Genomic DNA, 26282 nt, shown 5'->3' with positions numbered 1-26282 from the left:
GTCACATCCCCATCAACCTCGCCGTCAGCAGTATCCCGCACATGGATATCGAGTCGGTAATTTCCGAACGCATCACCATTGCGACGGCATCGGAAAGGTGCACTTTCTTCAGTTGCAGTTCTTCGGTTTCCTCGGGCTCGGCATCTCCATGTCGCAATGCCCTGGCGAGGTATATGAATCCCTCCTCATCCGTCACCGAATTGGACGTATGGATGCGGCCGATACGCTGCCACGTGCCAGCCTCCAATCCCGTCTCCTCTTTCAGTTCGCGTTTCGCCGTGACCAACGGATCTTCATCCAATGGCCCGCCTCCCTCAGGGATTTCCCAGGAATATTCATCCAACGGATACCGGTACTGCCCCACGAGGTAAATAAAGCCTTCATCATCCAAGGGCACGATACCGATGGCTTTGTTCCTGAACTTCACCACACCGTATATTCCCGGCTTGCCCGCGGGTGTGATAACATCGCGGTGTTGCACCTGTATCCAGGCGTTTTCGTAAACCGTGTGGTTATCCAGCGTTTTCCAGTTGTTTGTCTCCATATACCCGCTATTTAAAAGCACTCCACCGCCCATCTCGCGCTCCATTTTTGGCCCGGATCAAGTCGCTGGATGCCTTCCTTATCGGTCAACTGCTGGTTATGGTCCACCGAATCCGCGATTCCGCACCATGGTTCAAGGCAGACGAAATCCGCATCCCTCGCGGCCCAGATGCCGAAGAATGGGGTATGTTCGTAACTGAAATGGAGTCCCCTGTCGTTCACCGTGTTTCTCAAGCTAATCCGTCTGCTCCGCAACGTCTTTATTACCAGGGCATCCCTGTAAAACAGCTCGTACCGGAGTGGCAGGCGGTTGTTGTTCAACGGTACGGCGTCAACGCGGCCGGAAACCAGGTTTCCCTCCAGGGCGTGGCAATACAGTGCCTCGTCGTCCGGGAACTCAAGGTAATGATCCGTATAAGCCGGCCCTCCGTCTTCGGTATGCACCGCGAACGCGGGATGCCCGCCGACGGAAAACAGCAACGGCTGGCTGTCGCTCAGATTGTATACCTCGTATGTGCAGCTAAGTGTATGTCTTGAAAGCGCATAACGCAGTGTCAACTCGAAAGCAAACGGATACACGCTGTGTGTGTCAGCAGAATCCCTCAGGGTATAAGCCACCTCGGTTTCGGATATCCGGTATTCTTCAAACAACCGATCACGCGCAAACCCGTGGCGCGACAGCCGGTATTCTTTACCATTGAAGATATATGCGTCGTCTTTCAGCGCCCCGACAATGGGAAACAACACCGGGCTCGTCTTGGCCCAATACCTCGGGTCGGCCTGCCAAAGGTATTCGCGGCCACCCTTATCGCGCAGGCTTTTCAATTCTGCCCCCTGGGGGTCGATCTCTACACACAGCATGCCGTTAGTTAATCTTGCCATAATTCCGAATATGATAGGTAGCAAACATACAAAACGTCCGGTAGATGAAAGAAAAGTTCGCTAACTTGCGCCCATTACACAGCAATCCTTATGAAGCACACGATATATATGATGGCAGCAGCATTGTCGACCACGGGTGTAAGTCATGCCCAGCAACCACTTACGCCCAAACTGCTCTGGCAATTGGGGCGGGTCTCGGCTGAAGGGATTTCAGCCAACGGGGAAGACGTCATTTATGGGGTGACCCGCTATGACCTCAATGCGAACAATAGCGAAAAAAACCTGTTCCAGATACCGATATCCGGCGGAACCGCCGAACAGCTGACTTCGGGCAAAGGACACAGAAGCGTAGTCCATATCGACAGAACCAGCGGCGACATTATCTACCTGCAAAAGGGGCAGCTCTGGCGGCTTGCCTCCGGTTCGAGGAAACCCAAACAACTGACCAAAGGAAAAGAGCCTCTGGAAAATGTCCGTTTTTCGCCCGATGGCCGGCACATCCTGTTTACCCGATCGGTATCCATCAAACAGGTGCATAGCACAGACCGGCACACCGACCTGCCGAAGTCCAACGCTTATGTCTATGACGAGTTGCATTACCGCCACTGGGACACGTGGGCAGACGGCAAATTCAGCCACGTCTTTTATGCGCCGTATGACCGCGGGAAGATTGGAAAAGCCATCGATATCATGGCCGGAGAGCCCTACCATAGCCCCCAGCGGCCTTTCGGCGGCCGAGAAGATGCCATCTGGAGTCCGGACGGACGCAGCATACTGTATGTTTGCAAGAAGAAGTACGGCACAGCATATGCCTTGAGCACCAATACCGATATTTATCGGTATGACCTCGCCACAAAAAATACCACCAACCTCACCGAAGGCATGATGGGCTATGACAAATCGCCCTCCTATAGCCCTGATGGCCAACGCCTCGCCTGGCTGAGTATGGCCGAAGACGGCTACGAGGCCGACAAAAACGACATCGTCGTGTTTGATAAGCACACCTCGCAGCGTTATAACCTGACCAAGGACTGGGATGGCACGGTTGATGCCTATCAATGGAGCACGGATGGCCGCGGGATCTGGTTTACCGCCGCAGTGAAAGGAACCGTCCAGTTGTTTGAAATCGCGTTGAATGACAACCTGGCCCGGATGACAGCATCGAGTATCCGGCAGATCAGCCGGGGACAGCACGACATCACGGGCATCATCGGGCAATCTGGCGGGCAGCTTGTCGTCTCCCTGACCAATATGAACCGTGCCGCTGAACTCTACCGATTCGACCTCCATACGCACCAGCTGGCCAAGATCACGTCCGTAAATGATGGCATTTATGCCGGCATCGCCTCCAGCAACGTGGAAGCACGCATTACCAAAGCGACAGACGGCAAAGACCTCCTCTCCTGGATCATTTATCCGCCGGATTTTGATCCCGCCAAAAAATACCCAACCTTACTTTACTGCCAGGGCGGCCCCCAGGGCGCACTGTCGCAGTTCTATTCTTTTCGTTGGAACTTTCAGCTGATCGCCGCGCAGGGCTATATTGTGGTGGCACCCAACCGCAGGGGCATGCCGGGCTACGGTGTAGCATGGAACGAGCAAATCAGCGGCGACTGGGGTGGCCAAGCGATACGTGACTACCTCTCAGCAATCGATGACTTTGCCAAGGAACCTTATGTAGATACAGGCAGGCTTGGGGCAGTAGGCGCCAGTTATGGTGGTTATTCGGTGTTCATGCTCGCCGGTCTGCACAAAAACCGCTTCAAAACATTCATCGCCCACGATGGCCTGTTCGATATGCGCAGCTGGTACGGCACCACAGAGGAACTGTTTTTTGCTAACAAAGACCTCGGCGGACCGTATTGGGACAAACAAAACCAGAAGACCTACACGGACTTCAATCCCATTGAGCATGTTGACCGCTGGGACACACCGATATTCATCATACAGGGAGGCAAGGACTACCGTGTAGGTATCGAACAGGGACTGGAGGCGTTCCAAGCCGCGCAGCTCATGGGCATCAAAAGCCGGCTGCTTTACCTGCCGGATGAAAACCATTGGGTGCTTGGGGCGCAGAATGCCCTGGTTTGGCAGCGCGAATTCTTCGGCTGGCTGGAAGAGACACTGTGACAGCATGGATGGTGTACCGTAGCACTGAAACTTATCATGAAAGTAGACCGGTTCGTCATTGCCATTGTGTTCAGCATTCTGCTGGCTTATTTCTTTCCCGAGCCGGGAAATCCGGAGAGCCCGTTGCCGCTTGACACCGTATCTTCGATAGGAATTTCGTTGATTTTTCTGTTCTACGGGATGAAGTTAAGTACGGCCGAGCTGATGCGTGGCCTGGTAAACTGGAAGCTGCACCTGCTGGTACAGGCGACGACCTTTGTGGTTTTCCCGCTGGTTGTATTAGCCGCGTACCCGTTCATCTTCGGCGAAAAACAGCAGACGATATGGCTGTCGTTCTTATTTTTAGCTGCCCTGCCTTCAACGGTGTCGTCCTCGGTGGTAATGGTGTCCATGGCCCGCGGCAATGTACCCGGAGCCATCTTCAACGCCAGCATTTCCGGTATTATCGGCATAGCCATCACACCGCTGTGGATAGCGCCTTTCCTTTCGTCCCAACAGACATCGGTTGATACCGCAGGTATTTATACCGGCCTGCTGCTTGAAATCGTGCTTCCACTTGCCATCGGCTTAGCGTTACGGCGATGGTTGGGACAATTGGCACAACGCAACAGCAAATACCTCAGCTTGTTTGACAAAGCGGTAATCCTACTGATCGTTTACAAAAGTTTTGCCCATTCCTTTATTGCAGGAGTATTCAAAGGCATTGCATGGCTGGACATCGGCGTCATGGCTTTGCTGGTGATCGCGTTGTTCTACCTGATTTATGGGTTCACAGGGTTCGTCGGTCGCAAGATCGGTCTTGATACCGAAGACCGCATCGCCGCCCAGTTTTGCGGCACTAAAAAATCGCTGGTGCACGGCACCGTGTTTTCGAGCGCGCTGTTTGGCAACAGCGGTTCGGTGGGGCTCCTCCTGCTGCCGCTGATGGTATTCCATGCACTGCAGATCCTGATTATAAGCATTATCGCCACGAAACTTGCCCAACGTACGGATATAAAAGGGTGAACCCCTAAGCGGAAAACAGCAAACAAAAAGCGCTGCATTGCGTAATCCCTTATATGGAAAAAGTAAAAATTGGTACGTCTGACTTAGCGGTCGCACCGATCAACCTCGGTGGCAACGTATTTGGCTGGACACTCGATGAACAGCAATCTTTTGATATTTTGGATGAATTTATAGCGAACGGGTTTAACTTCATCGACACGGCAGACACCTACGCCTGGTGGGTCAACGGAACGGGTGGTCAATCGGAAACCATCATCGGCAACTGGCTCAAGAGCAGGGGCAACCGCGACAAGGTCGTTATCGCGACCAAAGTAGGCTCCGAAACCCGGGACCATCCGTTCGACATCAGTAGAAAGCACATCCTCCAATCGGTAGACGAATCGCTGCGGCGGTTGCAGACCGATCACATCGATTTGTATTATACGCATTATGACGACCACCGAACGCCGGTGGAAGAAACGCTTTCGGCTTACGATGAGGTCATTAGGGCGGGCAAAGTACGTTACATCGCTGCCTCCAACGTGCCCCCTGCGCGGCTGGAAGAATCCTTTGCACTGGCAGCGCAAAAAGGCCTTCCCCGCTATGTGGCCCTGCAACCGCATTACAACCTCGTGGAACGTGCCGGCTACGAAACCGAATACGCGCCGTTGGCCGAAAAATACGGTTTGACCGTGTTCCCCTACTGGGCGCTGGCCGCCGGATTCCTCACTGGCAAATACCGCAGTGAAGCCGATCTTGGCAAGAGTGTCCGTGGTGGAGGCGTAAAGAAATACCTGAATGAAAACGGTTTGGCGGTACTTGACGCACTGGATACCGTGGCCGCCAAATACCGGTCGACACCGGCAACGGTTGCGCTTGCATGGCTGCTCGCCCAGCCACGCATCGGCGCGCCCGTTGTCAGCGCCACCAGCAAGCGCCAATTGGAGACCATCATCGCCGCCCCGGCGCTGAAACTGGACAAGGAAGATCTCGAACGGCTGGACCAACGGATTGAACGATGACAAACTTAGGAAAATACAGTAAGGTAACGTCGATATTGATCGTGTTTAGCATAATGATCAGCATGTACGCCCACGGTCAGCAACGATACCACAGCAACAAACTTATTCCGGTCGCCGACCTGAGTAAGCGCCGCGCCATCGGTGTCAGCGTATCGTCTGACAACAGGCTGTTTGTCTCCTTTCCCAACCAGGGCAGCAACTACCTGTACGGCCTCACCGAAATTGTGGATGGCCAACCGGTTCCCTATCCGGATGATGCATGGAATGCCCATACCGGAGACTCCGCCAGCCGGTTTGTTAACGTGCAGGACCTTTATGTAGACGCGGACGATTACCTTTGGGTACTGGATTCCAAACCCGCCCCAAAAGGATCCATATTCGGCGGACAGGGCGCCTCCGCCGCTCCTGCTGAAGGGGCGTTCAAGCTATTGAAGATCAACTTATCCACCGATGCGGTCGAGCGCGTCTATACGTTTGACGACCTCGACAAAAGTGCCTCTGGACTCAACGACATGCGTATTGATACGGATAAGGGGCTAGCCTACCTGTCCGATCCAGGACAGGCGGCCATCGTGGTACTTGATCTCAGCTCTGGCAGCTCCCGGACGGTGCTGAAAAATCAGCCACCCACCACGGCAGATCCCGATATCGTCCTTACGTATGACGGCAGGGAAATGCGCGACCGCCACGGCAATCCCTTTCGGTCAAATGTCAACGGTATTGCACTCACCAAAGACAACCGCTATTTTTATTTCAAACCCATCAATAAACTCAATCTGTACCGGATTGAAACCAAGTACCTCGCCGATGCGTCATTGCATGATGCTCAGCTGGCCGCCCATGTAGAAGATATGGGGGAAACCACGGTAACCCATGGCCTCATTGCCGACGAAAAAGGTAACATTTACCTGACCTCCTCAATGGATTACAGCATTAAGTACCTCACGCCGTCCGGCGAGCTGCATACGCTGGTACAGGACTCGCGCTTGCTCTGGCCGGACTCATTCGGAATCGGATCAGATGGATACCTGTATGTTTCATGTGCCCAGTTGCAGCTTGACCCGCAATGGAATGACGGCGAGGACAAGGTGAAGTATCCCTACATGATCTATAAGGTGGCATTGCCATAGGCCGCACCTGACTGGATATTTCATCAGCCCCGCTGTGGCAATCGGGTGTATTAAGTCCGTGTAATAATCTTGAGATATAACACCGGCTATGCGTTGTATTCACTAATTTGCGTGTCCAAACTTAACGACACGCAGACCATGAAACACCTGCTACCCACGTTGGCGGCCATATCAGTCAGCCTGCTTTCTTTTGCGCAGCCGAAAATACCGGCGGATTCGGTGGTGGTAACCAAGCACGAAACAACCATTACAGGACAACGCATCAGCTACACTGCCTATAAAGGCACGCAACCGGTATGGGATGAAGACGGCAAGGCGGTAGCGGCGGTGGATTATACGTATTACGAACGTGACGGCATCAGCGACCGTGCATCGCGTCCGCTGGTCATTTCGTTCAACGGCGGGCCCGGTTCGGCTTCGGTATGGATGCAAATCGCTTATACCGGGCCGGCTCTGCTCGAGATAGACGATGAAGGATATCCTGTTCAGCCTTATGGCATCAAGAAAAACCCGTATTCCATCCTGGATGTGGCTGACATTGTGTTTGTCAACCCGGTCAATACGGGCTACTCCCGCATTCTCGACAAGGAAACGAACAAATCGACCTTTTTCGGCGTGAATGCCGACATCAAGTACCTGGCTGAATGGCTGAATACTTTTGTAACCCGCCAGGACCGCTGGCCCTCTCCGAAATACCTGATCGGCGAGAGCTACGGCACGACACGGGTATCTGGCCTTGCGCTCGAACTGCAAAGCAATCAGTGGATGTACCTTAATGGGGTTATCCTCGTATCGCCCACCACACTTGGCATCGAGCGGGGTGGGCCCGTGGAGGTCGCACTCCGCCTTCCCTATTTTGCGGCCACCGCTTGGTACCACAACAGGCTACCTGCTGATCTCCAGCAGAAAGACCTCACCGACATGCTGCCCGAAGTGGAGCAATATGCGGTCAATGAGTTTTTGCCGGCCCTCGTTAAAGGGGGAACCCTCACACCGGCTGAAAAGCAGGCGATCGCGACAAGGGTATCGCGTTATTCCGGTCTTCCCGAAAAAGTAATCCTGCAAAACAACCTCGACATTTCCACTTCGCTTTTCTGGAAAGAGCTGTTGCGCGACAGCGGATATACTGTTGGCCGGCTGGATTCCCGGTACTTGGGTATTGACCGCCGCGACGCGGGCGAACGCCCTGATTTTAATGCTGAACTGACCGCCTGGCTGCATGCGTTTACCCCTGCCATCAATCATTACATGGCCAACGAACTGAATTTCAGGACCGATGTGAAGTATAATATGTTCGGCCCTGTGCATCCCTGGGATCGCAGCAACGACCGTACCGGCGAAAATCTCCGAGCTGCCATGGCGCAAAACCCCTATCTGCAAGTGTTGGTGCAGTCGGGCTACTATGATGGCGCCTGCGACTACTTCAACGCCAAGTATAACATGTGGCAGATGGATCCTTCCGGCAGGCTGCAGGACCGGATGAGCTTTGTGGGCTACCGGAGCGGCCACATGATGTACCTCCGCAAAGAGGACCTGGAAAAGGGAAATGAGGATATCCGCAACTTCATCAAAGCAAGTTTGCCGGGCAAAGGCGTACCCGCAAAATATTGAACCGAGCGTTCGCCTCCTATCGGGATAACCTCGACGCCTTCAATCGGGGGCGCGGAGTTGAGAAACTGACGTTATCAGTCGATAATGGTTTTCCAGATCAGGTCTTTCAGCTGTTGGATATGTCTGCCCGAAACGGCTGAAATAAATACGTGCGGAATGCCTTCAGGAACTTCCGCTTCCATTTCGCGCTCCAGTTCATCATCCAGTAAATCCGACTTGGTAATGGCTAATATTCTGGGCTTGTCCTTCAACTCTGGATTGAAAGCGATCAGTTCATTTAACAGAATCCCATATTCCTCTGCGATCGTCCGGTTGGTGTCTGCCGGTATCATGAAGAGCAGAACCGAGTTGCGCTCGATGTGGCGCAGGAAACGATGTCCTAGCCCCTTTCCTTGAGAAGCGCCTTCGATAATGCCGGGGATATCGGCCATGACGAAAGATTTATTGTCACGATGGGCAACAATACCCAGATTGGGCACGAGTGTGGTGAACGGGTAGTCGGCAACTTCCGGCTTTGCCGCCGACACGACAGACAGTAAGGTAGATTTACCGGCATTTGGGAAGCCCACTAGACCGACGTCGGCGAGCACCTTCAATTCGAGGATAATCCATTCCTCTTTTCCGGCCTCACCAGGTTGCGCAAACCTCGGGGTCTGCTGCGTTGGGCTTTTAAAATGCCAGTTGCCCAGCCCTCCTCTTCCTCCGGCGGTCAATACCTTCGTCTCGCCGTTTTCCGTAATATCAAATAGGATCTCGCCGGTGTCTGCCCGGCGCGCTACCGTGCCAAGGGGCACCTCCAGCACTTCATCCTTGCCATTGGCGCCGTGCTTCAGTGCACTCCCGCCGGGTTGCCCGTCTTCGGCAATGACATGCTTTCGGTACTTCAGGTGCAGCAGTGTCCACAGTTGTGTATTGCCCCTGACGATGATATGCCCGCCGCGGCCGCCGTCGCCACCGTCAGGCCCGCCTTTGGCTGTAAATTTATCGCGGTGGAGATGAGCAGAACCTGCCCCGCCCCGCCCCGAACGGCAGCACACCTTTACATAATCAACGAAATTAGATCCCTGCGGCATTTTTATGAAGTGCCAAGACTAGCGACTATCCGGCAACCAACCGTCGACAACCGTTTTGATCTCCTCAAAGATCGTGTCAATTTCGCCGATGCCGTTGACCTTTGTCAGCTTTCCCTGCTGTTCGTAATAAGGAAGCACGTGAATGGTTTTGCTGAAATACTCGTCAATCCGCTTTTTAAGCTTTTCACTGTCGTCATCCGCACGGTTGCTGACAACCTTGCGCTTCGCGATACGGACGGTAAGTTCTTCCTCGGTCACATTGAGTGCAATGACTCCCGTAATGGCGGTTTCCTTGGATTCCAAGAAACGATCTAGTGCCTCCGCCTGTGCAACGGTACGCGGAAAACCATCGAAAATAAAGCCTTTTGCCTGTGGATTCTTATCAATTTCCTCTTCCAGCATCGCAATTGTGATCGAGTCCGGCACCAATTCGCCATCGGCGATCAGCCTACTCACTTGTTTTCCCAAATCAGTCTGGTTGCTGATGTGCGCCCGAAACAGGTCGCCCGTCGAAATGTGCTCCAACTGATAATGGTCGATGAGCTTCTGCGATTGGGTACCCTTCCCTGCTCCCGGAGGGCCAAACAATACAAGGTTTAGCATAGTCTACGCGTGAAAAATAATAGCCTAATCGGTATATTGATTAGGCTATATGGATGTAACATGTGCGCTTGAAGGGAGTCGAACCCCTAACCTCCTGATCCGTAGTCAGGTGCTCTATCCAGTTAAGCTACAAGCGCATTCCCGAATCGGTCTGCAAAGATAGAAATCTCATTGATACCAACGAAATATTTTTGGAAAAAATGATTTTTCACCCCATTACGATAAGTGGGAGCGTGCATGAGAGACAATAAAATTAAAAAATAAAAATTCTGAAATTCAGTAAATTATTCTTACCTTTACAGCAATTAATTATTTTTTTATTTTTTTATTCAAGAATGCCATGCAAGAAGGCGTAGTAAAATTTTTCAACGAAACCAAAGGTTTCGGATTCATCACCCCGAATGACGGTGGACGTGATGTCTTTGTTCACACTTCAGGGTTGAAAGACCGTATCCGCGAAAACGACGATGTTTCGTTTGAAGTAGCACAAGGCCAAAAAGGCCTCAATGCAGTAAATGTAAAATTGATATAAATCCATTTTTCAGATATTGTAGAAAACCATCCGCCGCGAAATGCCGGATGGTTTTTTTTTAACCAACAACCTTATTTACATTTCCTAAGTGTTAAATACAGTTAAAGCTATCCGCAACGGTCTGCAGCGGGATTAAAAACCTGTATATTTGTGGATGCTCATTCAATACGCACATATATGACTAAAGTCAGTTTCAATAACAACAACAAACCTTTTGCTAACACATTACGCAACAGAGTAAACGACTACTTCAAAACCCGCAATATTTCCAATACCGGAAACCGGCGGCTTTACATCAAAAGCATCATATTGGTCACTTTTGCCGTTGGTATATACATAACCTTGATTTTCTTTCCGCTTCCGATCTGGGTGGCTTGTGTGCTCTGCATCCTACTGGGCATCAATTTCGCCGCCATCGGGTTTAATATTATGCACGAAGGCGGGCATCAAAGCTTCTCTAAAAAGGCATGGCTTAACACGGTTTCTGCCTACACCCTGAACATGCTGGGTGGCACCATCTATTTCTGGAAACAGAAACATAATATCAATCATCATACGTATACAAACGTAGATGGGCTGGACCATGATATTGATATTAAGTTTATGCGTACTCATACCGACCAGCCGAGAAAATGGTTTCATCGCTTTCAGTTTGCCTATTGGTTTTTGTTGTATGGCATATCTTACATCGCGTGGGTGATGTTTCAGGACTTCGAAAAGTACTTTTCCGGGAAAATGGGCAACAAAGCAATCAGAAAAGCGATGCCGCTGCGCGAGCATGTTATTTTCTGGGGCACGAAACTCGGCTACACCACGGTGTACCTTGTCATACCTATTCTCATGGTGGGCTGGCTGCCCGCGCTGGTCGGCTGGCTGATTGCCGGAATTTCGTGCGGCTTCTGCTTGGCTGTGGTATTCCAGTTAGCCCACGTGGTTGAGGGCACCCAGTTTCCTGTTGCGGACCCCGATACGGGAAAGATCGAACAGGAATGGATGGTGCATCAACTGAGCACCACGGCAAACTTCGCTACGGGGAGCCGATTCATCTCCTGGCTGCTCGGGGGGCTCAACTTTCAAGTGGAGCATCATCTTTTTCCTCGCATCAGCCATGTGCATTATCCGGCTATCAACAAGCTCGTCAAGGCGACATGCAAGGAATATAATGTCGCTTATATAGAGCATCGGACCATGGGCCACGCGTTTTTGTCCCATCTCCGCCACATCCACGTGCTTGGCAAAAGATGACAGCATGCAGGCACTGATCGGTGAAAAACCAATCTAACTGTTGTTTGTTACGAGAGCATATGGAATACAATAAACACCTGATCAAAAGAAAGCGGATCCGTATCGGAGACATCAGCATTAGCTACTTGACGAGGGAAGCTCCCACTCCTACGCATACCGTCGTCTTTGTCCACGGTTTCCCGTTCAATAAAAACACCTGGATACCGCAGTTAGAGGCACTGCCTGCTAACACCACCGGTATTGCCGTAGACGTGCGCGGCCATGGCAACAGCACCGTTGGTCATGGCTTTTTCAGCGTGGATGTATTTGCAAAAGATCTTTTGGTGTTCCTGCGGAAATTAGGCATCGCCAAAGCTGTACTTTGCGGTGTGTCCATGGGCGGTTACATTGCCTTAAGGGCGTATGAAATACAACCCGATGTTTTCTCAGGTCTTATCTTGAGCGACACCCACTCATTAGCAGACGACAACGCAGCAAAGATCAAACGGTTCGACAGCATACAATCTGTCCTTAAGAATGGTAAACGGGCGTTTTCAATCGGCTTTGTCAATAACGTCTTTTCCCAGAAAAGCCTTATCGAAAACCATGTTGCTGTAGACCTCATCAAAAGCAGCATACGCCGAAATACAGAAAGCAGCATCTGCTCAACACTGCTGGCCCTGGCGTCCCGGACCGACACCACGGACAGCTTATCCGCTATATCCGTCCCCGTGCTGGTCGTCCGAGGTGCGGACGATAGAATAACAACCAAGGAGCATGCGGACATCCTCGTGTCAAAGATATCAGATGCCACCTATGTGGAGTTTCCCGATTGCGGGCACTTGCCAAACCTCGAAAACGCTGAACGCTTCAATGCTGAGATGAACCGCTTTTTGAATCGCATCAGTGCAGTGTAAAATTCCGCAGCTTCCATTGTTTATTACGCAGCGCATGGCTACTTTGCCGCAGTTTCCAACACCGGCATGAAAAAGACCCTGCGAATGGCATTATACTTCTTCGTTATTGTTTTGGCGGCCGTTACGGTGGCTGTTGTCATATTTCTCCAGCAACCGCCATTTGGCAGGGCCCCGAAGGGCGAACGCCTCGAACGGATGAAAGCCTCGCCAAATTTCAAAAACAGCACTTTCCAAAACCTTGAAGACACGCCGGATTTAGCAGAAGGCGCGAACATGCTGACCGTTTTATGGAGCTTTCTATTTAACAAGACGCCGCGTCAGGTCCCTACCGACCGCATCCCTCATGTCAAAACCGACATCAAAGCACTCGATGTCAGCCAGGATGCCCTCATATGGTTCGGACACTCGTCATATTTCCTCCAGGCAGATGGCAAACGGTTCCTTGTTGACCCTGTTTTCAATGGCAATGCATCACCGGTATCGTTTACAACCAAAAGTTTTCCTGGGACTACCAATTACCATGTCGAGGACATGCCGGCCATCGACTACCTGATCATCACACACGATCACTGGGATCACCTCGACTACAATACCGTAAAAAAATTGGAGCCCGGTGTAAGCCGGGTAATCTGTCCTTTAGGTGTAGGCGCTCACTTGGAACACTGGGGATACTCCCCATCCAAAATCACGGAGCTCGACTGGTATGAGTCGACCGTGCTGACCGAAGGGTTTACGCTTACAGCCACCCCCGCCAGGCATTTCTCCGGCCGTGGCTTAAAGCGCAACGGCACGCTGTGGGCTTCCTTTGTACTCTACAGTCCTACAAACCGGATCTTTATCGGCGGCGACAGTGGCTACGGCAAGCATTTTGCCGCCATCGGAGAGCAGTATGGTCCGTTTGACCTGGCTATACTGGAAACTGGACAGTATCATGCGTACTGGAAATACATCCACACGCTTCCCGACGAAGTCATACTCGCGGCCAGGGATTTAAATGCCAAGCGTACCTTACCGGTACATAATTCCAAGTTTTCATTGGCTATGCACGCTTGGGATGACCCGCTGATCGAGCTGACCGAAGCGAATGCTGTGGACAGCATCCCACTGCTGACTCCAAGAATAGGCGAGCCTGTTTATCTTAAGGATAGTACACAAACGTTTTCCCGATGGTGGGAAAATGTAAAATAAGCATACGTCGATATCCCCGAATTCAGGTATTTTCCGCAATCATTGGGCAGCGCCCATCAGTATATACCAAATTTCACTACTTTCGCTGTGTAAATTTAATTGCACATGGATAAAGCCAACTTGAACCCTGCACGAAGAACAGTCATCATCGCGGCAGCAGGGGTCATCATCCTCACAATCATCGCTTTTTTCATCTGGAAGCTCAGTCAACCACCAGCCATTAACGCCGACAATGCCGCGTTTGCCAGGTACATCGAAGGCTATACCACGGGTATCATTTCGCGTCAAAGCCCGATACGAGTGCGCCTTGCTTCGCAGGTAAACACCTTCCAGCAAACCAATCAGGAAGACAGCCGCGCTCTATTTTCGTTCAGTCCTGCGGTAAAGGGCAAGACCTATTGGATAGATGCGCGCACTGTAGAATTCCGGCCCGATGCGCAGCTCCGATCCGGGCAGGAATATCAAGTCCGGTTCGACCTCGGTAAAATTACCGACGTAAGCAACGACCTAAACACGTTCGCATTTAATGTCAAGGTCATCGAGCCGTCATATAGCGTCGAAATCGATGGGTTGAAAGCCCAAACGAATAATGCGCTGGACCGGTTGAAGCTCACCGGGACCGTCCACCTTGCCGACGCCGAACAGCCAGATAAGATTGAAAAACTGCTGAAAGCCACCAACTCAGGCAAAGCGCTGGGAATCAAATGGGAACATCAAGAGCAAATGCGTGTGTCTTCATTTACCATTGATTCTATCCCCAAGGGCAACGAGACTGGTAGGCTGTCGCTGCAATGGGACGGAACTTCCATTGGCACGAAAAAGAAAGAAGAAAAGGTAATTGATATACCTCAACTGGGGGCATTCCACGTGCTAAACATCCGTGCTGTACAGGAGCCGGAACAATATGTTTTGGTGCAGCTTTCGGACCCCATATTGGTAGCCCAGCAACTCAACGGCCTGATCGGCATCAGCGGCATCAGCGACCTGCGATACACCATCGATGGCAGTGAAGTAAAAGTTTATGCAGCGGAACGGCTGGAGGGCGATTATTCCATCGCGGTAAATGAAGGCATCGAAAATATCGCCAACAAAAAACTGACTTCAGCTTATTCGGCAAATTTAATATTCGAGAACAGGCGGCCATCCGTCAGCATCCCTGGAAAAGGTACCATCCTCCCCGGTTCGGGAAAACTGACCATGCCCTTCGAGGCGGTCAACCTGCGGGCGGTGGACGTAACGATTGTAAAAATCTACGAAAACAACGTACCACAGTATTTTCAAAACACCTACGACAGCAACTATGAACTGCGCCGCGTAGCAAAGCCAGTGGTGCAGAAAACCATCGCCCTGGACAGCGACGAAAGCATAAATCTCCGGCGCAAGAACCGCTTTTCACTCGATATCGACCAATTGCTAAAAACCGAACCGGGCGCCATCTATCGAATAATGATCGGTTTCAGGCACAGCTATTCGGTCTATCCCTGCGGCGATGCCGACGCTGACGCCATAGCCGATGCCGAAAACAAACAGCGCAATTCTTCGTACTATTCTGAAGCGATCGACGGTGATGATGATTTTTGGGCCCGGTATAACAGCTACTATCCCTACGACTATGACTGGAATGAACGCGACAATCCTTGCCACAGCGCTTATTACACCACCGATCGGTGGGCCAGCCGCGATATGCTGGCCTCCAATATCGGGCTCATCGCCAAACGTGGCAATGACAACAGCGTAACCGTTGTTGCGACCAGCATCCTCACCGCACAACCCATGGGAGGCGTGGAAGTGAAGCTGCTGGATTATCAGCAGCAGGTTATCCAAACGGCCACAACGGCCGGCGACGGCTTCGCCCGTTTCGAGGCACCGCGCAAGCCCTTCATGCTGATCGCCTCAAAAAATGAAGAGCGTGGATACCTGAAAATGGACGACGGGTCTACCTTACCCCTTAGCCGGTTTGATGTCGGCGGCGACGTCGTGCAGGAAGGCACCAAGGGATTCATCTACGGCGAGCGCGGCGTCTGGCGGCCGGGCGATTCCCTGTACGTCGGATTTATCCTGGAGAACCAGTCGGCCAATCTGCCTTCTGACCATCCTGTTACGTTCGAGCTGTACAATCCAAAAGGACAGCTGAGCAAAAGGCTGGTGGAATCGAAACATACCAACGGCTTCTATGCCTTTAAAACCGCTACGGAAACCACGGCTCCTACCGGCAACTGGATGGCCAAAGTAAGCGTGGGCGGTGCCGTATTCCAAAAGACGCTGAAAATTGAAACCGTGATGCCCAACCGTCTCCGGATTTCGCTCGACTTCGGCGGACGTAGCGTACTGAACAAGGGAACCAGCACACCGATCGGCCTCTCAGCCCGATGGCTCTTCGGCGCGGATGTACAGCACCTCAAAGCCCGTGTGGAAGCGGTCATATCGCCTGCAGCAACAACCTTCGGCGACTTCCGGCAGTATACGTTTGATGACCCTACCCGAAGCTTCGCGACAGAAAGCCAGGTTATGTTCGACGGCACACTGGATGCGGCAGGCAAGGCGTCCTTCGCCGCCGATATCGCGGCTACCAACAATGCTCCCGGCATGCTTCGCGCCACCTTTACTACCCGCGTGTTTGAACCGGGAGGTAATTTCAGCATCGACAACGTGAGCATGCCGTATAGTCCGTATAACAGCTACGTAGGGCTACGTACACCACAGGGCGACCGCCTGTCAGGGATGCTCCTGACAGACCGTGACCACGAAATCGATATCGTGGATGTGAGTGCCGATGGCAAACAGGTGACTGGAAACCGGCGCGTCCAAATCGAATTGTACAAGATACGCTGGAGGTGGTGGTGGAACCAGGAGGGCGAATACCTCGGAAATTTCACCCAGGACAAGTACAACCAACTGCTCAAAAAGGAGACCATCACACTCCACAATGGTAGCGGCAAGTGGAAGCTTCGCGTGAATTATCCCGACTGGGGCCGCTACCTTATCCGCGTTGTTGATCTGGAAAGCGGCCATTCCGCGGGAAAAACCCTCTACATCGACTGGCCGGGCTGGGCGCAGCGCGAACAACAAAACAATCCTACGGAAGCGGCTATGCTTTCCTTCACGGCCGATAAAGAATCGTACCGGCCCGGCGAGGAAGCTACACTGACCATACCCTCGTCCGCAGGCGGACGAGGCCTTATTAGCATAGAGAATGGCAGCCGCGTGCTCGACAGCTGGTGGATCGACACCGAACAGGGGCAAACTTTGTCCAAGTTCAAGATCACCAAAGACATGGCTCCCAACGTGTTTGTGAACGTAACCCTTTTGCAGTCGCACGAACAGACAGCCAATGACCTGCCCATACGGATGTACGGCGTCATCCCGCTCCTCATTGAAGATCTGAATACGGTACTTAAACCGCAGATAACCATACCCGAGACGCTGCGCCCGGAAACGCGGTCGACCATCACGGTGTCTGAGTCTCAGGGAAAGGCCATGACCTACACCGTCGCATTGGTGGACGAAGGGCTCCTGGACCTGACCCGCTTCAGGACCCCCGACCCTCATGCCGTCTTCTATGCCCGCGAGGCGCTGGGTGTCAAATCATGGGACTTATTTGATCAGGTGCTCGGCGCCTGGGGCGGCGGCCTGGAGCGCATCCTCAGTATCGGGGGCGACGGCGAAATAGACCGCAACGTAAACGCGGCAAAAGCCAACCGCTTCCAGCCTGTTGTCAAGTTCCTCGGTCCGTTTACCCTCCGCAAAGGAGGGAAAAACACGCACAGTTTCACATTGCCCCAGTATGTCGGCTCGGTGCGCGCCATGGTTGTCGCCGGACAGGACGGCGCCTATGGGTATGCCGAAAAGGCCGTAGCCGTAAAGAAACCGCTGATGCTGCTGGCAACCCTGCCGAGGGTCGCCGGCCCCGGTGAGACCTTTACGTTGCCGCTCACGGTATTTGCCATGGAAAAAGATATCAAACAGGTAAGTATCGATGTAAGTGCTTCGGGCGGACTGGCTGTCCAGCAGGGAAAACAGACGATAACGTTTGCCCGGGAAGGCGAACAGATGGTATATGCTACGGTGACAGCCGGCAACAGCACCGGCGTGGGGAAAATACGGGCTGTAGCCAGAAGTGGTAATGAGACAGCGACGTATGAAGTAGAAATCGATATACGTAATCCGAATCCGTTTATCACTACGGTGGATGAAGCGGAGATCGTAGGTGGGGCATCCTTGCAAGAGCAGATCAAACCGTTCGGGCCGGGCAATGCGAACAGCGCCGTGGTCGAGGTATCCTCGCTACCGCCGATCAACCTGAGTAAACGCCTGAACTACTTAATCCGCTATCCGTACGGCTGCGTGGAGCAGGTTACATCTGGCGTATTTCCGCAGCTGACGCTTGGCAGGCTCATGGAACTCAACGAACAGGATAACACAGCCATCGACAAAAATATCAAGGCAGGTATCAACAGACTCCGTAATTACCAGCTTCCCAACGGTGGACTGGGCTATTGGCCGGGAGCCCGCGAAGCCGATGAATGGGGCACCAACTATGCCGGACACTTTCTGCTGGAGGCGCAAGCCAGGGGTTATTCCATGCCTCCCAGCTTCCTCGACGCCTGGTTGCGTTATCAGCGCGGGATGGCACAAAGTTGGACACCCAACCAATATAATTGGCGGGGCGGCGATCTCGTGCAGGCCTATCGGCTATACCTGCTGGCGTTGGCCAAGGCTCCTGAAATCGGAGCAATGAACAGGCTTAAGGAGTTTTCTTACCTTTCTGATGAAGCAGCATGGCGGCTTGCCGCCGCCTATCAGCTGGCCGGCCAAGGGGTTACAGCCAACCAGTTAGTGAAAAACCGGCCAACCGAAGTGAAGCCCTACGAGCGCCCGGGATACACCTTCGGCTCGGCATTGCGCGACCGTGCCATGATCCTGGAAACGCTGGATTTGTTGGGCCGTCGCCAAGAGGCCGAGAAATTGTTGCGCGCGGTGGCGTCTGGGCTCGGCAACGAAACCTGGCACAGCACGCAGACCACGGCATACGCATTGCTTGCCATTGCAAAATTCGGCGGCAACGCACAAAACAAGAACGACTTTACCTACTCGCTCAACGGGACATCGAAGCGCGTGACCACGGATGCTTACCTCCACCGTATTACCATCGACGCAGGAAACTCCCCGCATGAACTGCACATTGAAAATAACGGCAGCAGCAAACTATATGTCCGCATCATACGGGAAGGCCAGCTGCCACCCGGCGAAAATCCGCCGGCGCACAACAATTCGGAAGTACTCACCATGCGCGTGCGGTACACCAACAATCAAGGCGAAGAAATCAGTCCAACAGCACTGCCCCAAGGCACGGATTTCATGGCCGAGGTGACGTTGAAAAATACGGGGAGCATGGGTACCTACGATAACATGGCGCTGGCACAGATATTTCCCTCCGGATGGGAGATTATCAATACCAGATGGAATGACAATGCGCCGGCACAGCGTTCGTCACTTGCCACTTATCAGGATATCCGCGACGACCGTGTACTTACCCATTTCAACATCAGGCAGCAGGAGACGGTCACCTACCGGGTAGTACTCAACGCGTCTTACATCGGGCGGTTTTTCCTTCCTGCCGTAAGTGCCGAAGCGATGTATGACAACCGTATTCGAGCCGTTGTACCCGGACAATGGGTGGAAGTGGTTCCTTTGGACCACTGACGGCTTATGACTTAAAAGCTAAAGATTGTTCGATGAGTTCGCCATAAAACGCTGTCTCCGTCATTCCCGCTGCCCGGACTTGCTGGGGAATAAAACTCTGCTCGGTCTGTCCCGGTATGGTGTTGATCTCAATGAAGTAAAATCTATCGGTGTTGCTTTCAAGGAAAAAATCGATGCGGACCATCCCCTTGCAGTTGAGTCGGGTGTATATCGCTTTCACCAGCCGTTCGATGCGGGCCCGCTGTTTTTCGGTAAGCTCGGCGGGGGTCACCTCCTTGGTCAGACCCGGCACATACTTGGCCTCGAAGTCGAAAAACTCTCGTTCGGTGATCACTTCCGACGCGGGCAACACAAACAACCCGTCAGGCCGCCTGTATACACCGACGGAAAACTCCCGGCCGGCTACGAACTCCTCCACGATCACTTGCTTACCTGTATTCTCGGCATTGAATGCCTTTTCGATGGCTTGGGGCAATTCCTCCTCCACCTTCACCTTACTCATGCCGATGCTGCTGCCACCTGCGTTAGGTTTCACGAAATAGGGCAATGACAGCTCCCGCTGGATAAGGTCGATAGCTTCATCCCGTTGACCGTCGAACAACAGCACCGACTTGGCAAGGTGCAGGTCAGGGATATCCGCCAACACGGCCTTGGTGTACGCCTTGTTCATGGTCAGTGCCGAAGTCAGCGCATCACAGGATGTGTAAGGCACACCAACCATATCTAAATATCCCTGTAAACGGCCGTCTTCACCCGGCGACCCGTGCAGCATGATGAACGCCAGATCAAACCAAATGGTGTGACCATCTAACGGCAGCGTGAAGTTGTCACGGTTGACTGGATATCTCACCCCATTATCACCGACATGAAACCAACTGTCGGCCGCGATGGTTATTTGATAAACCTCATATTGCGACTTGTCCAGCTGCTGGTGAACAAACTCGGCACTTTTAAATGACACGTCGGATTCCGCAGTATATCCGCCAGTGACTAACGCTATTTTTTTGCTGCTCATGATTTGACAAACTTAGATAACTCGCCGTTTATATGCAAAAGAAAAAAGGCGCCAAGCCGACAATCTAACGGACGTATAACGGCGATCAAGGGCCCCATGATACACGAAAGAACCGCTGCATGACGGGCTGCTTATACTTGCATATCAAAGCAACTTTGTCTAAGTTTGCTTCCGCTTCCCCTTACTTAAATTCAGGGGCGGCAAACTGGCGCTAATATTGCAACGTTAAACACTAATTGCACGTAGCGCCGACATGAACAAATTCAACATGAATAAATTTTTCCAATACTTAAGAACGGACACCTTTCGGAAAAATCTCATTGGAGCGCTGATCGGACTGACCGTCTTCTTCCTGCTTATTGTCTTTGGTTTGCGTCAGTATACACGCCATAATGAGTCTGTCATTGTACCAGAGCTTAAGGGGCTCTTGGTTGACGATGCCATTAAGACGTTGCAGGCACAGGGCTTTGAATATGATGTGGACTCGGTGTATCAGGTGGATGCGAAGCCGGGATTGGTCATTGAACAGGATCCGGACCCTGCGACCAAAGTAAAGAAAAACCGGACGCTTTACCTCACCATCATCACCCGAACCGCCCCCGAAGTTGCTTTTCCAGACCTCATTGAGAAAACGTTCGTGGAAGCCCGCGCAATCCTCAACAGCTATGGGCTTAAACTCGGAGACACCACCTATATCCCCGATATCGCACGTGACGTGGTATTGGACGTAAAGTTTGGCGGCGAGCGGCTAAATGCCGGGCGCCCCATACCGAAAGGATCGACGGTAGGTCTGGTGCTGGGAGATGGCAGGGGAGCTAACGAAGTAGTTGTGCCAGATTTAATAGGATTAACACTCGAACAGGTAAGGTTTGCATTGCAAGGCAATTCACTGACGTTGGGGACGGTTAATTATATGGGGCCCGTAACCGATAGCCTCAGTGCAACCGTGATATCGCAGACGCCGACTCCGGAAGATCCAATGGTAAGTATTGGGACACCGATTAATATTGCGCTTGCGAATGAATGACGCTGAATGGAAGTGAAACATATGAATAAAAAGTTGCGCATAACGTTAATCATAGCCACGGCTGTGATTATAATCGCCGGAGTGATCGGTTTTAGGTATTACAAAGGGTTCTTCGCACCGAATGTGACGGCTGAAACCGAATACCTATACATTTATTCCCATTGGGATTTCGAAGATGTAATGACCAGCATCGGTGAACTGCGTGCCGTCAAAGATACTGCATTGTTCCGCTGGGCAGCCGATAAAATGGAATACCCTACACGGATAAAACCGGGCAGGTACCGTCTGGAACCTGGCATGAACAACCGGACACTGATCAACAAACTGGGCGGCGGATTCCAGGAGGCGGTCAAGCTCCGCTTTGAAAACGTAAGACTTAAAGAAAACCTTGCTTCAGTACTGGCTAGCCAGCTCGAACCCGATTCCATTGCATTTATCAATCTTTTGAACAACGATAGTCTGGCTACAGCATACGGGTTCGACGCTGAAAATTTCTTCAGCATGTTCCTCCCCAACACGTATGAATTTTACTGGAATACATCGGCGGAACGCTTTGTGGAACGGATGCATAGCGAATACCAAAAGTTTTGGACCGAAGAACGCCGGCAAAAGGCAGCCAAGCTGAACCTGACCCCACAGGAGGTCAGTGTGTTGGCTTCAATCGTAAAGGGTGAGGCATTGCACACAGACGAGATGCCCACGATCGCGGGGTTATACATCAATAGGCTGCGGAAAGGCATGCTGCTTCAGGCGGACCCGACGGTGATCTTCGCGAATCAGGACTTTTCCATCCGGCGTGTGCTTTATCGCCACCTGCGCACGGATTCGCCCTACAACACGTATTTATACAGGGGGTTGCCGCCTGGCCCAATCATGATGCCCAGCATTGCATCCATCGATGCTGTACTGAACCACGAACAACACGATTACATCTATATGGTCGCCAAGGATGACTTTTCGGGCTATCACAATTTCGCCGTGACACACGCCGAACACAACCGGAACGCCCGTAAATTTCAGCAGGCACTGAATGAACGAAATATCATGCGCTGATGTACACGTTTGAAACAAAACTGAGAATACGTTATGCCGAAACCGACCAGATGGGCTATGTCTATTACGGCAACTACGCCACGTTTTACGAGGTGGGACGCGTGGAAATGTTCCGTAGCCTCGGATTTTCCTATAAGGCCCTGGAGGACAGCGGCATCATGATGCCGGTGATGGAACTTCATTCCAGATTTTTCAAACCGGCAACATATGATGAGGAAATCACGGTCAAAGTGATTTTAAGCGAAATGCCAGCCGTGAAGATCCGATTCGATTATGAATTGTTTAACCAGTCAGGCGAATTGCTAAACACCGGCAGCACGGTATTGGTTTTTGTGAATATTAAGCGCAAGAAACCCTGCATGCCACCTGCCGATTTCCTGAAGCAGCTGAAGGAATATTTTGATTGAACAATGGGTTGGATGCATCGCACCTTACTAAAATTCAAACCGTACTGGCTTTTCATGGAATGGACGAAGGTAGCCGTGCTACCGGGTTTCGGATCCCTGCCGCTATACACAGTGGCCACGTTTTTTTTCCAGGAGATTGCCCGCGAGTCGATCCTTAACAAGGCATCGTCACTGGCCTACAATTTTATGCTGGCTATTTTCCCCGGCATTATTTTCCTGTTTACGCTGATACCTTATATTCCTATCGACAATTTTCAGGAGCAACTGCTCGACTTCATGGAGGTGGTGATGCCTGAAAACGCTTTCCTCGCAACCCAATCCACGTTAGAAGATATAATCAAAAACCAAAACAGGGGGCTGCTTTCAGTAGGTTTTATCTTAGCCACCTTTTTTGCGACAAACGGCGTGAGTTCATTGATGCTTGCATTCAATAAGGCGTCGTTACTTATCGAAAGCCGGAGCTGGGGCTTACAGCGGCTTGTCGCGATAGGCCTCACCCTGATGATTATCATTGCGCTTGCAGCGGGGATGACAATTTTCACCGCGGCTGGATACATCATCGGCTATCTGCAAGAGAATATCGAATTCAATGCGGCATTCTGGCGTTTCGTCGTCACCTCATCGCGCTGGCTCATCTTGTTCGGTATTTATTTCTTTACGGTAAGCATCCTCTATAAATTCGGCCCGGCATCGTCAAGAAAATGGAAGCTCTTCAGCCCGGGCGCCATGTTGGCCACCATCCTGGCGGTATTGACTTTCTCGGGTTTCGCGTTCTACATCAATAATTTCAATGCTTATAACAAGCTCTATGGCTCTATCGGCACGTTGATCGTGATCATGATCTGGCTGTATCTCAATTCGCTGATCTTGCTCATTGGCTTCGAGTTGAATGCCAGCATTGCGCTTTCTAAACAGAGCATCAAGATTGTCCGGCCGCGAACCTTCAACGCATTCCGGTCTACCGAATCACAACAAGAAAAAAGTGCTCCGCTCAATGGGCCACATACATGATGATTAATTTTTTTGCCGCAAATGAAATTTTGGCATATTTTTGTCTGGCTTCCGCTAGCAGCTTCGGCCTGTGCAATTAGCACGTCAGCCACACGAACATGAAAAAAAACACCAAAAATGCCCCGACGTTACGGATTGTACTGCTCTGTTGCTTCGCTATACTGTTTCTCTTCATCGGCACCGTTTTTATCTACCAATACGGGCAATACCGGGTGCTTGAAAAGCAGCTGAACGAGGCCTACAAAGTCCGCCAGACCGGTTCTGAGAATCTCAGCAACCTGTTTTCGACGTACAGTGAAGCCGAAAACATGTTCAGGTTATATACGTTGGAATTCAGCGACAGTAGCTACCAAGCGTATCTGGAAAAGCTGCAGACACTCAAATTGTTTGTTGATTCGCTGGAGACCATGGCTCATACTTCATTGCACAATCCGGCATTGAAGGTAGACGACCAGCAGAAAGTTGCCATGGAATTTGCTGAGCTCAAACAGAGGGTTGACCGCCTGGTGATGCATACCAGCGATACGCTGGGGGAGCTCACCGGATCGGGACCACAAAATATTCGCCCAACGGATATCGAATCGCTAGTTGATGAAGCATTGACCAGCGATACCATCAAAAAGGTGGTTACCGACACGATTGTACGAAAAAACCCCGGTCTATTCAAACGGATTTTCAACACCAAAGATGACACCATAGTCGTACCGAAAGAACAACAGCGGTATGATGTCGAACGGGTTACCGTGCTTAAGAAAAACCTCTCGGCAGCCGAAAAGGGACTGGCACAGTCTTATTCAGGAAGCGTCAATCAACTTCGTAACACATTTCTGAAGCTTCGCGAAAAAGAGAGGGAATTGATCACAACCAACCTTACTTTGCTGGACAAGCTAAAGGAAAGCATGGAAGCCATCAAATCGCTTGACATGTATGTGATGCGCCAAGCCGAAGAAAATGATTTTTCGCTATATAGAGAAAACGTAGACCTATTCGGCAAGCAACTTATTTTTGCATTGATCCTTATGCTGGTGATGATTGTTGCGCTGGTGTACTATCAAATCTATGCCACTTCATACGAACGCCGATTACGGGAGGAGAAAGATTATGCCGCTAAGCTCGCTGAAGAAAAGACCAGCGTATTGGCCAACATAAGCCACGAGATCCGCACGCCACTCAATTCTTTATTGGGCATCATCGATTTGCTTAAGAACCGTGCGAAATCGGATCATGTCGACGAGAAGCTCATTGACTCGGCATACTACAACATTAACATCATCAGCAATAACATCACAGATATTCTCAGCTTAAGCAAGCTGGAAGCATCCAACAAAGGCAACATTACGCTGGAGTACTTTTTCCCGTGCAGGTCTTTTCAAGAAATTGTTACACTCCACCAAAACCAGGCGGAATTGAAAAACCTGCTACTGCGTACCGAAATCGATATTGACACGCAAAGGAGTTTGCTAAGCAACGAATTCAGGATCAAGCAGATTGCTTCCAACTTCCTGAGTAACGCCATTAAGTACACCCAGAAAGGCGAAATTAACTTCCGGGCATCGGTATCCGAAGCCGGCAACAGCCCCAGCCTGCACATCGAGGTGGAAGACAGCGGCATCGGCATCAAAGAACAGGACAGGCGCCAGATTTTCCGCAAATATTTCACGGCCAATGCCAACTCGGGCGGAATTGGGCTAGGTTTGTACATATCTAAGATGATGGCGGAAGAACTGGGTGGGACCATCGGATTAAAGCCCAAGCAGGAACCGGGTTCAATTTTTTTCGCAGACATCCCTATTTTGGGCAGCAAGATAGAAGCGTACGAAGAGCTGAAAGCTACATTATCGGACCTACCAGCCAGCCTTCGGCTGCTTGTGGTTGATGATAACCCCATAAACATTTTGCTGATGAAGCAGTTTTTCAAAAGTGTGGGCAGTGTTTATACGGTCAACAACGGCGAGGATGCCTGGCAGTTGATGCACGACCAATTGTTTGACATCGTGATTACTGACATCAACATGCCGGGAATGAGCGGTGTGCAGCTGCTTGAACGGATCCGTGGGCAAGAGCGCTTCCATTCCATGAAGGTTCTGGCTATTTCCGCCGACCTGTCGACACTTAAATATGCAGAAGAAAGCCCGGCTGAGGCATCATTCGACGGTTTCATCGAAAAACCCTTCACCGAGCATGAGGTTGTCAAAACGATTCTAAGAGCCCTTAAAAACAGCTAATA

Annotated in this window: 20 protein-coding genes and 1 tRNA gene; 15 read left to right on the top strand and 6 right to left on the bottom strand. The window is 51.5% G+C overall.

Annotation, left to right across the window (positions count from 1 at the left end):
* Position 1: 1 nt before the first annotated feature.
* Together ACFOET_RS10170 and ACFOET_RS10165 are read right to left on the bottom strand one after the other, a co-directional pair.
* Positions 2–544 carry an NUDIX domain-containing protein gene (locus ACFOET_RS10170; protein WP_379022202.1) on the bottom strand — a complete coding sequence of 181 codons (543 nt, stop codon included), beginning with the start codon at positions 542–544 and terminating at the stop codon, positions 2–4.
* 11 nt (positions 545–555) lie between these two features.
* Positions 556–1425 (bottom strand): aldose 1-epimerase family protein, encoded by an 870-nt coding sequence (locus ACFOET_RS10165; RefSeq protein ID WP_379022200.1) that lies wholly within the window; start codon positions 1423–1425, stop codon positions 556–558.
* A gap of 90 nt (positions 1426–1515) precedes the next feature.
* On the opposite strand from ACFOET_RS10165, the gene ACFOET_RS10160 reads away from it, so the two are divergent.
* From ACFOET_RS10160 to ACFOET_RS10140, 5 genes are all read left to right on the top strand, one after another.
* Positions 1516–3555, top strand: coding sequence for a S9 family peptidase (locus tag ACFOET_RS10160; protein ID WP_379022198.1), 2040 nt, complete (start codon positions 1516–1518; stop codon positions 3553–3555).
* A gap of 36 nt (positions 3556–3591) precedes the next feature.
* Positions 3592–4560, top strand: a complete 969-nt coding sequence (locus tag ACFOET_RS10155; protein ID WP_379022196.1) for a bile acid:sodium symporter family protein — start codon at positions 3592–3594, stop codon at positions 4558–4560.
* A gap of 53 nt (positions 4561–4613) precedes the next feature.
* Positions 4614–5561, top strand: a complete 948-nt coding sequence (locus tag ACFOET_RS10150) for an aldo/keto reductase (protein ID WP_379022194.1) — start codon at positions 4614–4616, stop codon at positions 5559–5561.
* Complete coding sequence (locus ACFOET_RS10145; protein ID WP_379022192.1) at positions 5558–6691, top strand: SMP-30/gluconolactonase/LRE family protein; 1134 nt, start codon at positions 5558–5560, stop codon at positions 6689–6691. Before ACFOET_RS10150 ends, ACFOET_RS10145 begins: the two co-directional genes overlap by 4 nt.
* A 138-nt stretch (positions 6692–6829) precedes the next feature.
* Positions 6830–8302 carry a S10 family peptidase gene (locus ACFOET_RS10140; protein ID WP_379022190.1) on the top strand — a complete coding sequence of 491 codons (1473 nt, stop codon included), beginning with the start codon at positions 6830–6832 and terminating at the stop codon, positions 8300–8302.
* Positions 8303–8376: 74 nt separating this feature from the next.
* On the opposite strand, the gene obgE is transcribed toward ACFOET_RS10140, so the two are convergent.
* The 3 genes from obgE to ACFOET_RS10125 all read right to left on the bottom strand — a co-directional run bounded on the left by obgE (position 8377) and on the right by ACFOET_RS10125 (position 10115).
* Positions 8377–9375 (bottom strand): GTPase ObgE, encoded by a 999-nt coding sequence (gene obgE, locus ACFOET_RS10135; RefSeq protein WP_379022188.1) that lies wholly within the window; start codon positions 9373–9375, stop codon positions 8377–8379.
* A gap of 18 nt (positions 9376–9393) precedes the next feature.
* Entirely contained in the window at positions 9394–9978 is a 585-nt protein-coding gene (locus ACFOET_RS10130) for an adenylate kinase (RefSeq protein WP_379022186.1), read from the bottom strand.
* A gap of 63 nt (positions 9979–10041) precedes the next feature.
* A tRNA-Arg gene (locus ACFOET_RS10125) sits at positions 10042–10115 on the bottom strand.
* A gap of 203 nt (positions 10116–10318) precedes the next feature.
* Here ACFOET_RS10125 and ACFOET_RS10120 point away from each other — a divergent pair.
* From ACFOET_RS10120 to ACFOET_RS10100, 5 genes are all read left to right on the top strand, one after another.
* A complete protein-coding gene (locus tag ACFOET_RS10120; protein WP_379022184.1) occupies positions 10319–10510 on the top strand; it encodes a cold-shock protein in 192 nt (63 codons plus the stop codon).
* Between the two features lie 177 nt (positions 10511–10687).
* Complete coding sequence (locus ACFOET_RS10115) at positions 10688–11755, top strand: fatty acid desaturase family protein (protein WP_379022182.1); 1068 nt, start codon at positions 10688–10690, stop codon at positions 11753–11755.
* A 59-nt stretch (positions 11756–11814) separates the two neighbouring features.
* Positions 11815–12651: an alpha/beta fold hydrolase gene (locus ACFOET_RS10110; protein WP_379022180.1), complete on the top strand. Its 837-nt coding sequence runs from the start codon at positions 11815–11817 to the stop codon at positions 12649–12651.
* Between the two features lie 66 nt (positions 12652–12717).
* The gene (locus tag ACFOET_RS10105; protein WP_379022178.1) at positions 12718–13839 is read left to right on the top strand and encodes an MBL fold metallo-hydrolase; all 1122 of its coding nucleotides are present in this window, start codon (positions 12718–12720) and stop codon (positions 13837–13839) included.
* A 105-nt stretch (positions 13840–13944) separates the two neighbouring features.
* Positions 13945–19542 (top strand): alpha-2-macroglobulin family protein, encoded by a 5598-nt coding sequence (locus ACFOET_RS10100; RefSeq protein ID WP_379022176.1) that lies wholly within the window; start codon positions 13945–13947, stop codon positions 19540–19542.
* Positions 19543–19546: 4 nt separating this feature from the next.
* Here the strand turns inward: ACFOET_RS10100 and ACFOET_RS10095 are convergent, their stop codons facing one another.
* Entirely contained in the window at positions 19547–20557 is a 1011-nt protein-coding gene (locus tag ACFOET_RS10095; RefSeq protein ID WP_379022174.1) for a D-alanine--D-alanine ligase, read from the bottom strand.
* A 253-nt stretch (positions 20558–20810) separates the two neighbouring features.
* Between ACFOET_RS10095 and ACFOET_RS10090 the strand changes: the two genes are divergently transcribed.
* The 5 genes from ACFOET_RS10090 (at position 20811) to ACFOET_RS10070 (ending at position 26280) form a co-directional block, all read left to right on the top strand.
* The gene (locus ACFOET_RS10090; RefSeq protein WP_379022172.1) at positions 20811–21584 is read left to right on the top strand and encodes a PASTA domain-containing protein; all 774 of its coding nucleotides are present in this window, start codon (positions 20811–20813) and stop codon (positions 21582–21584) included.
* A gap of 6 nt (positions 21585–21590) precedes the next feature.
* Positions 21591–22637: an endolytic transglycosylase MltG gene (gene mltG / locus ACFOET_RS10085; RefSeq protein ID WP_379022170.1), complete on the top strand. Its 1047-nt coding sequence runs from the start codon at positions 21591–21593 to the stop codon at positions 22635–22637.
* The gene (locus tag ACFOET_RS10080; RefSeq protein WP_379022168.1) at positions 22637–23044 is read left to right on the top strand and encodes an acyl-CoA thioesterase; all 408 of its coding nucleotides are present in this window, start codon (positions 22637–22639) and stop codon (positions 23042–23044) included. The genes mltG and ACFOET_RS10080 overlap by 1 nt, the downstream gene beginning before the upstream one ends.
* A 3-nt stretch (positions 23045–23047) precedes the next feature.
* The gene (locus tag ACFOET_RS10075; protein WP_379022166.1) at positions 23048–24055 is read left to right on the top strand and encodes a YihY/virulence factor BrkB family protein; all 1008 of its coding nucleotides are present in this window, start codon (positions 23048–23050) and stop codon (positions 24053–24055) included.
* Between the two features lie 98 nt (positions 24056–24153).
* On the top strand, positions 24154–26280 hold the full coding sequence (locus tag ACFOET_RS10070) for a response regulator (protein WP_379022164.1): 2127 nt from the start codon (positions 24154–24156) through the stop codon (positions 26278–26280).
* Positions 26281–26282: the final 2 nt, after the last annotated feature.

The organism is Parapedobacter deserti (assembly GCF_042646065.1).
Lineage (GTDB): Bacteria > Bacteroidota > Bacteroidia > Sphingobacteriales > Sphingobacteriaceae > Parapedobacter > Parapedobacter deserti.
This window is presented reverse-complemented; position numbering and strand designations above follow the sequence as displayed.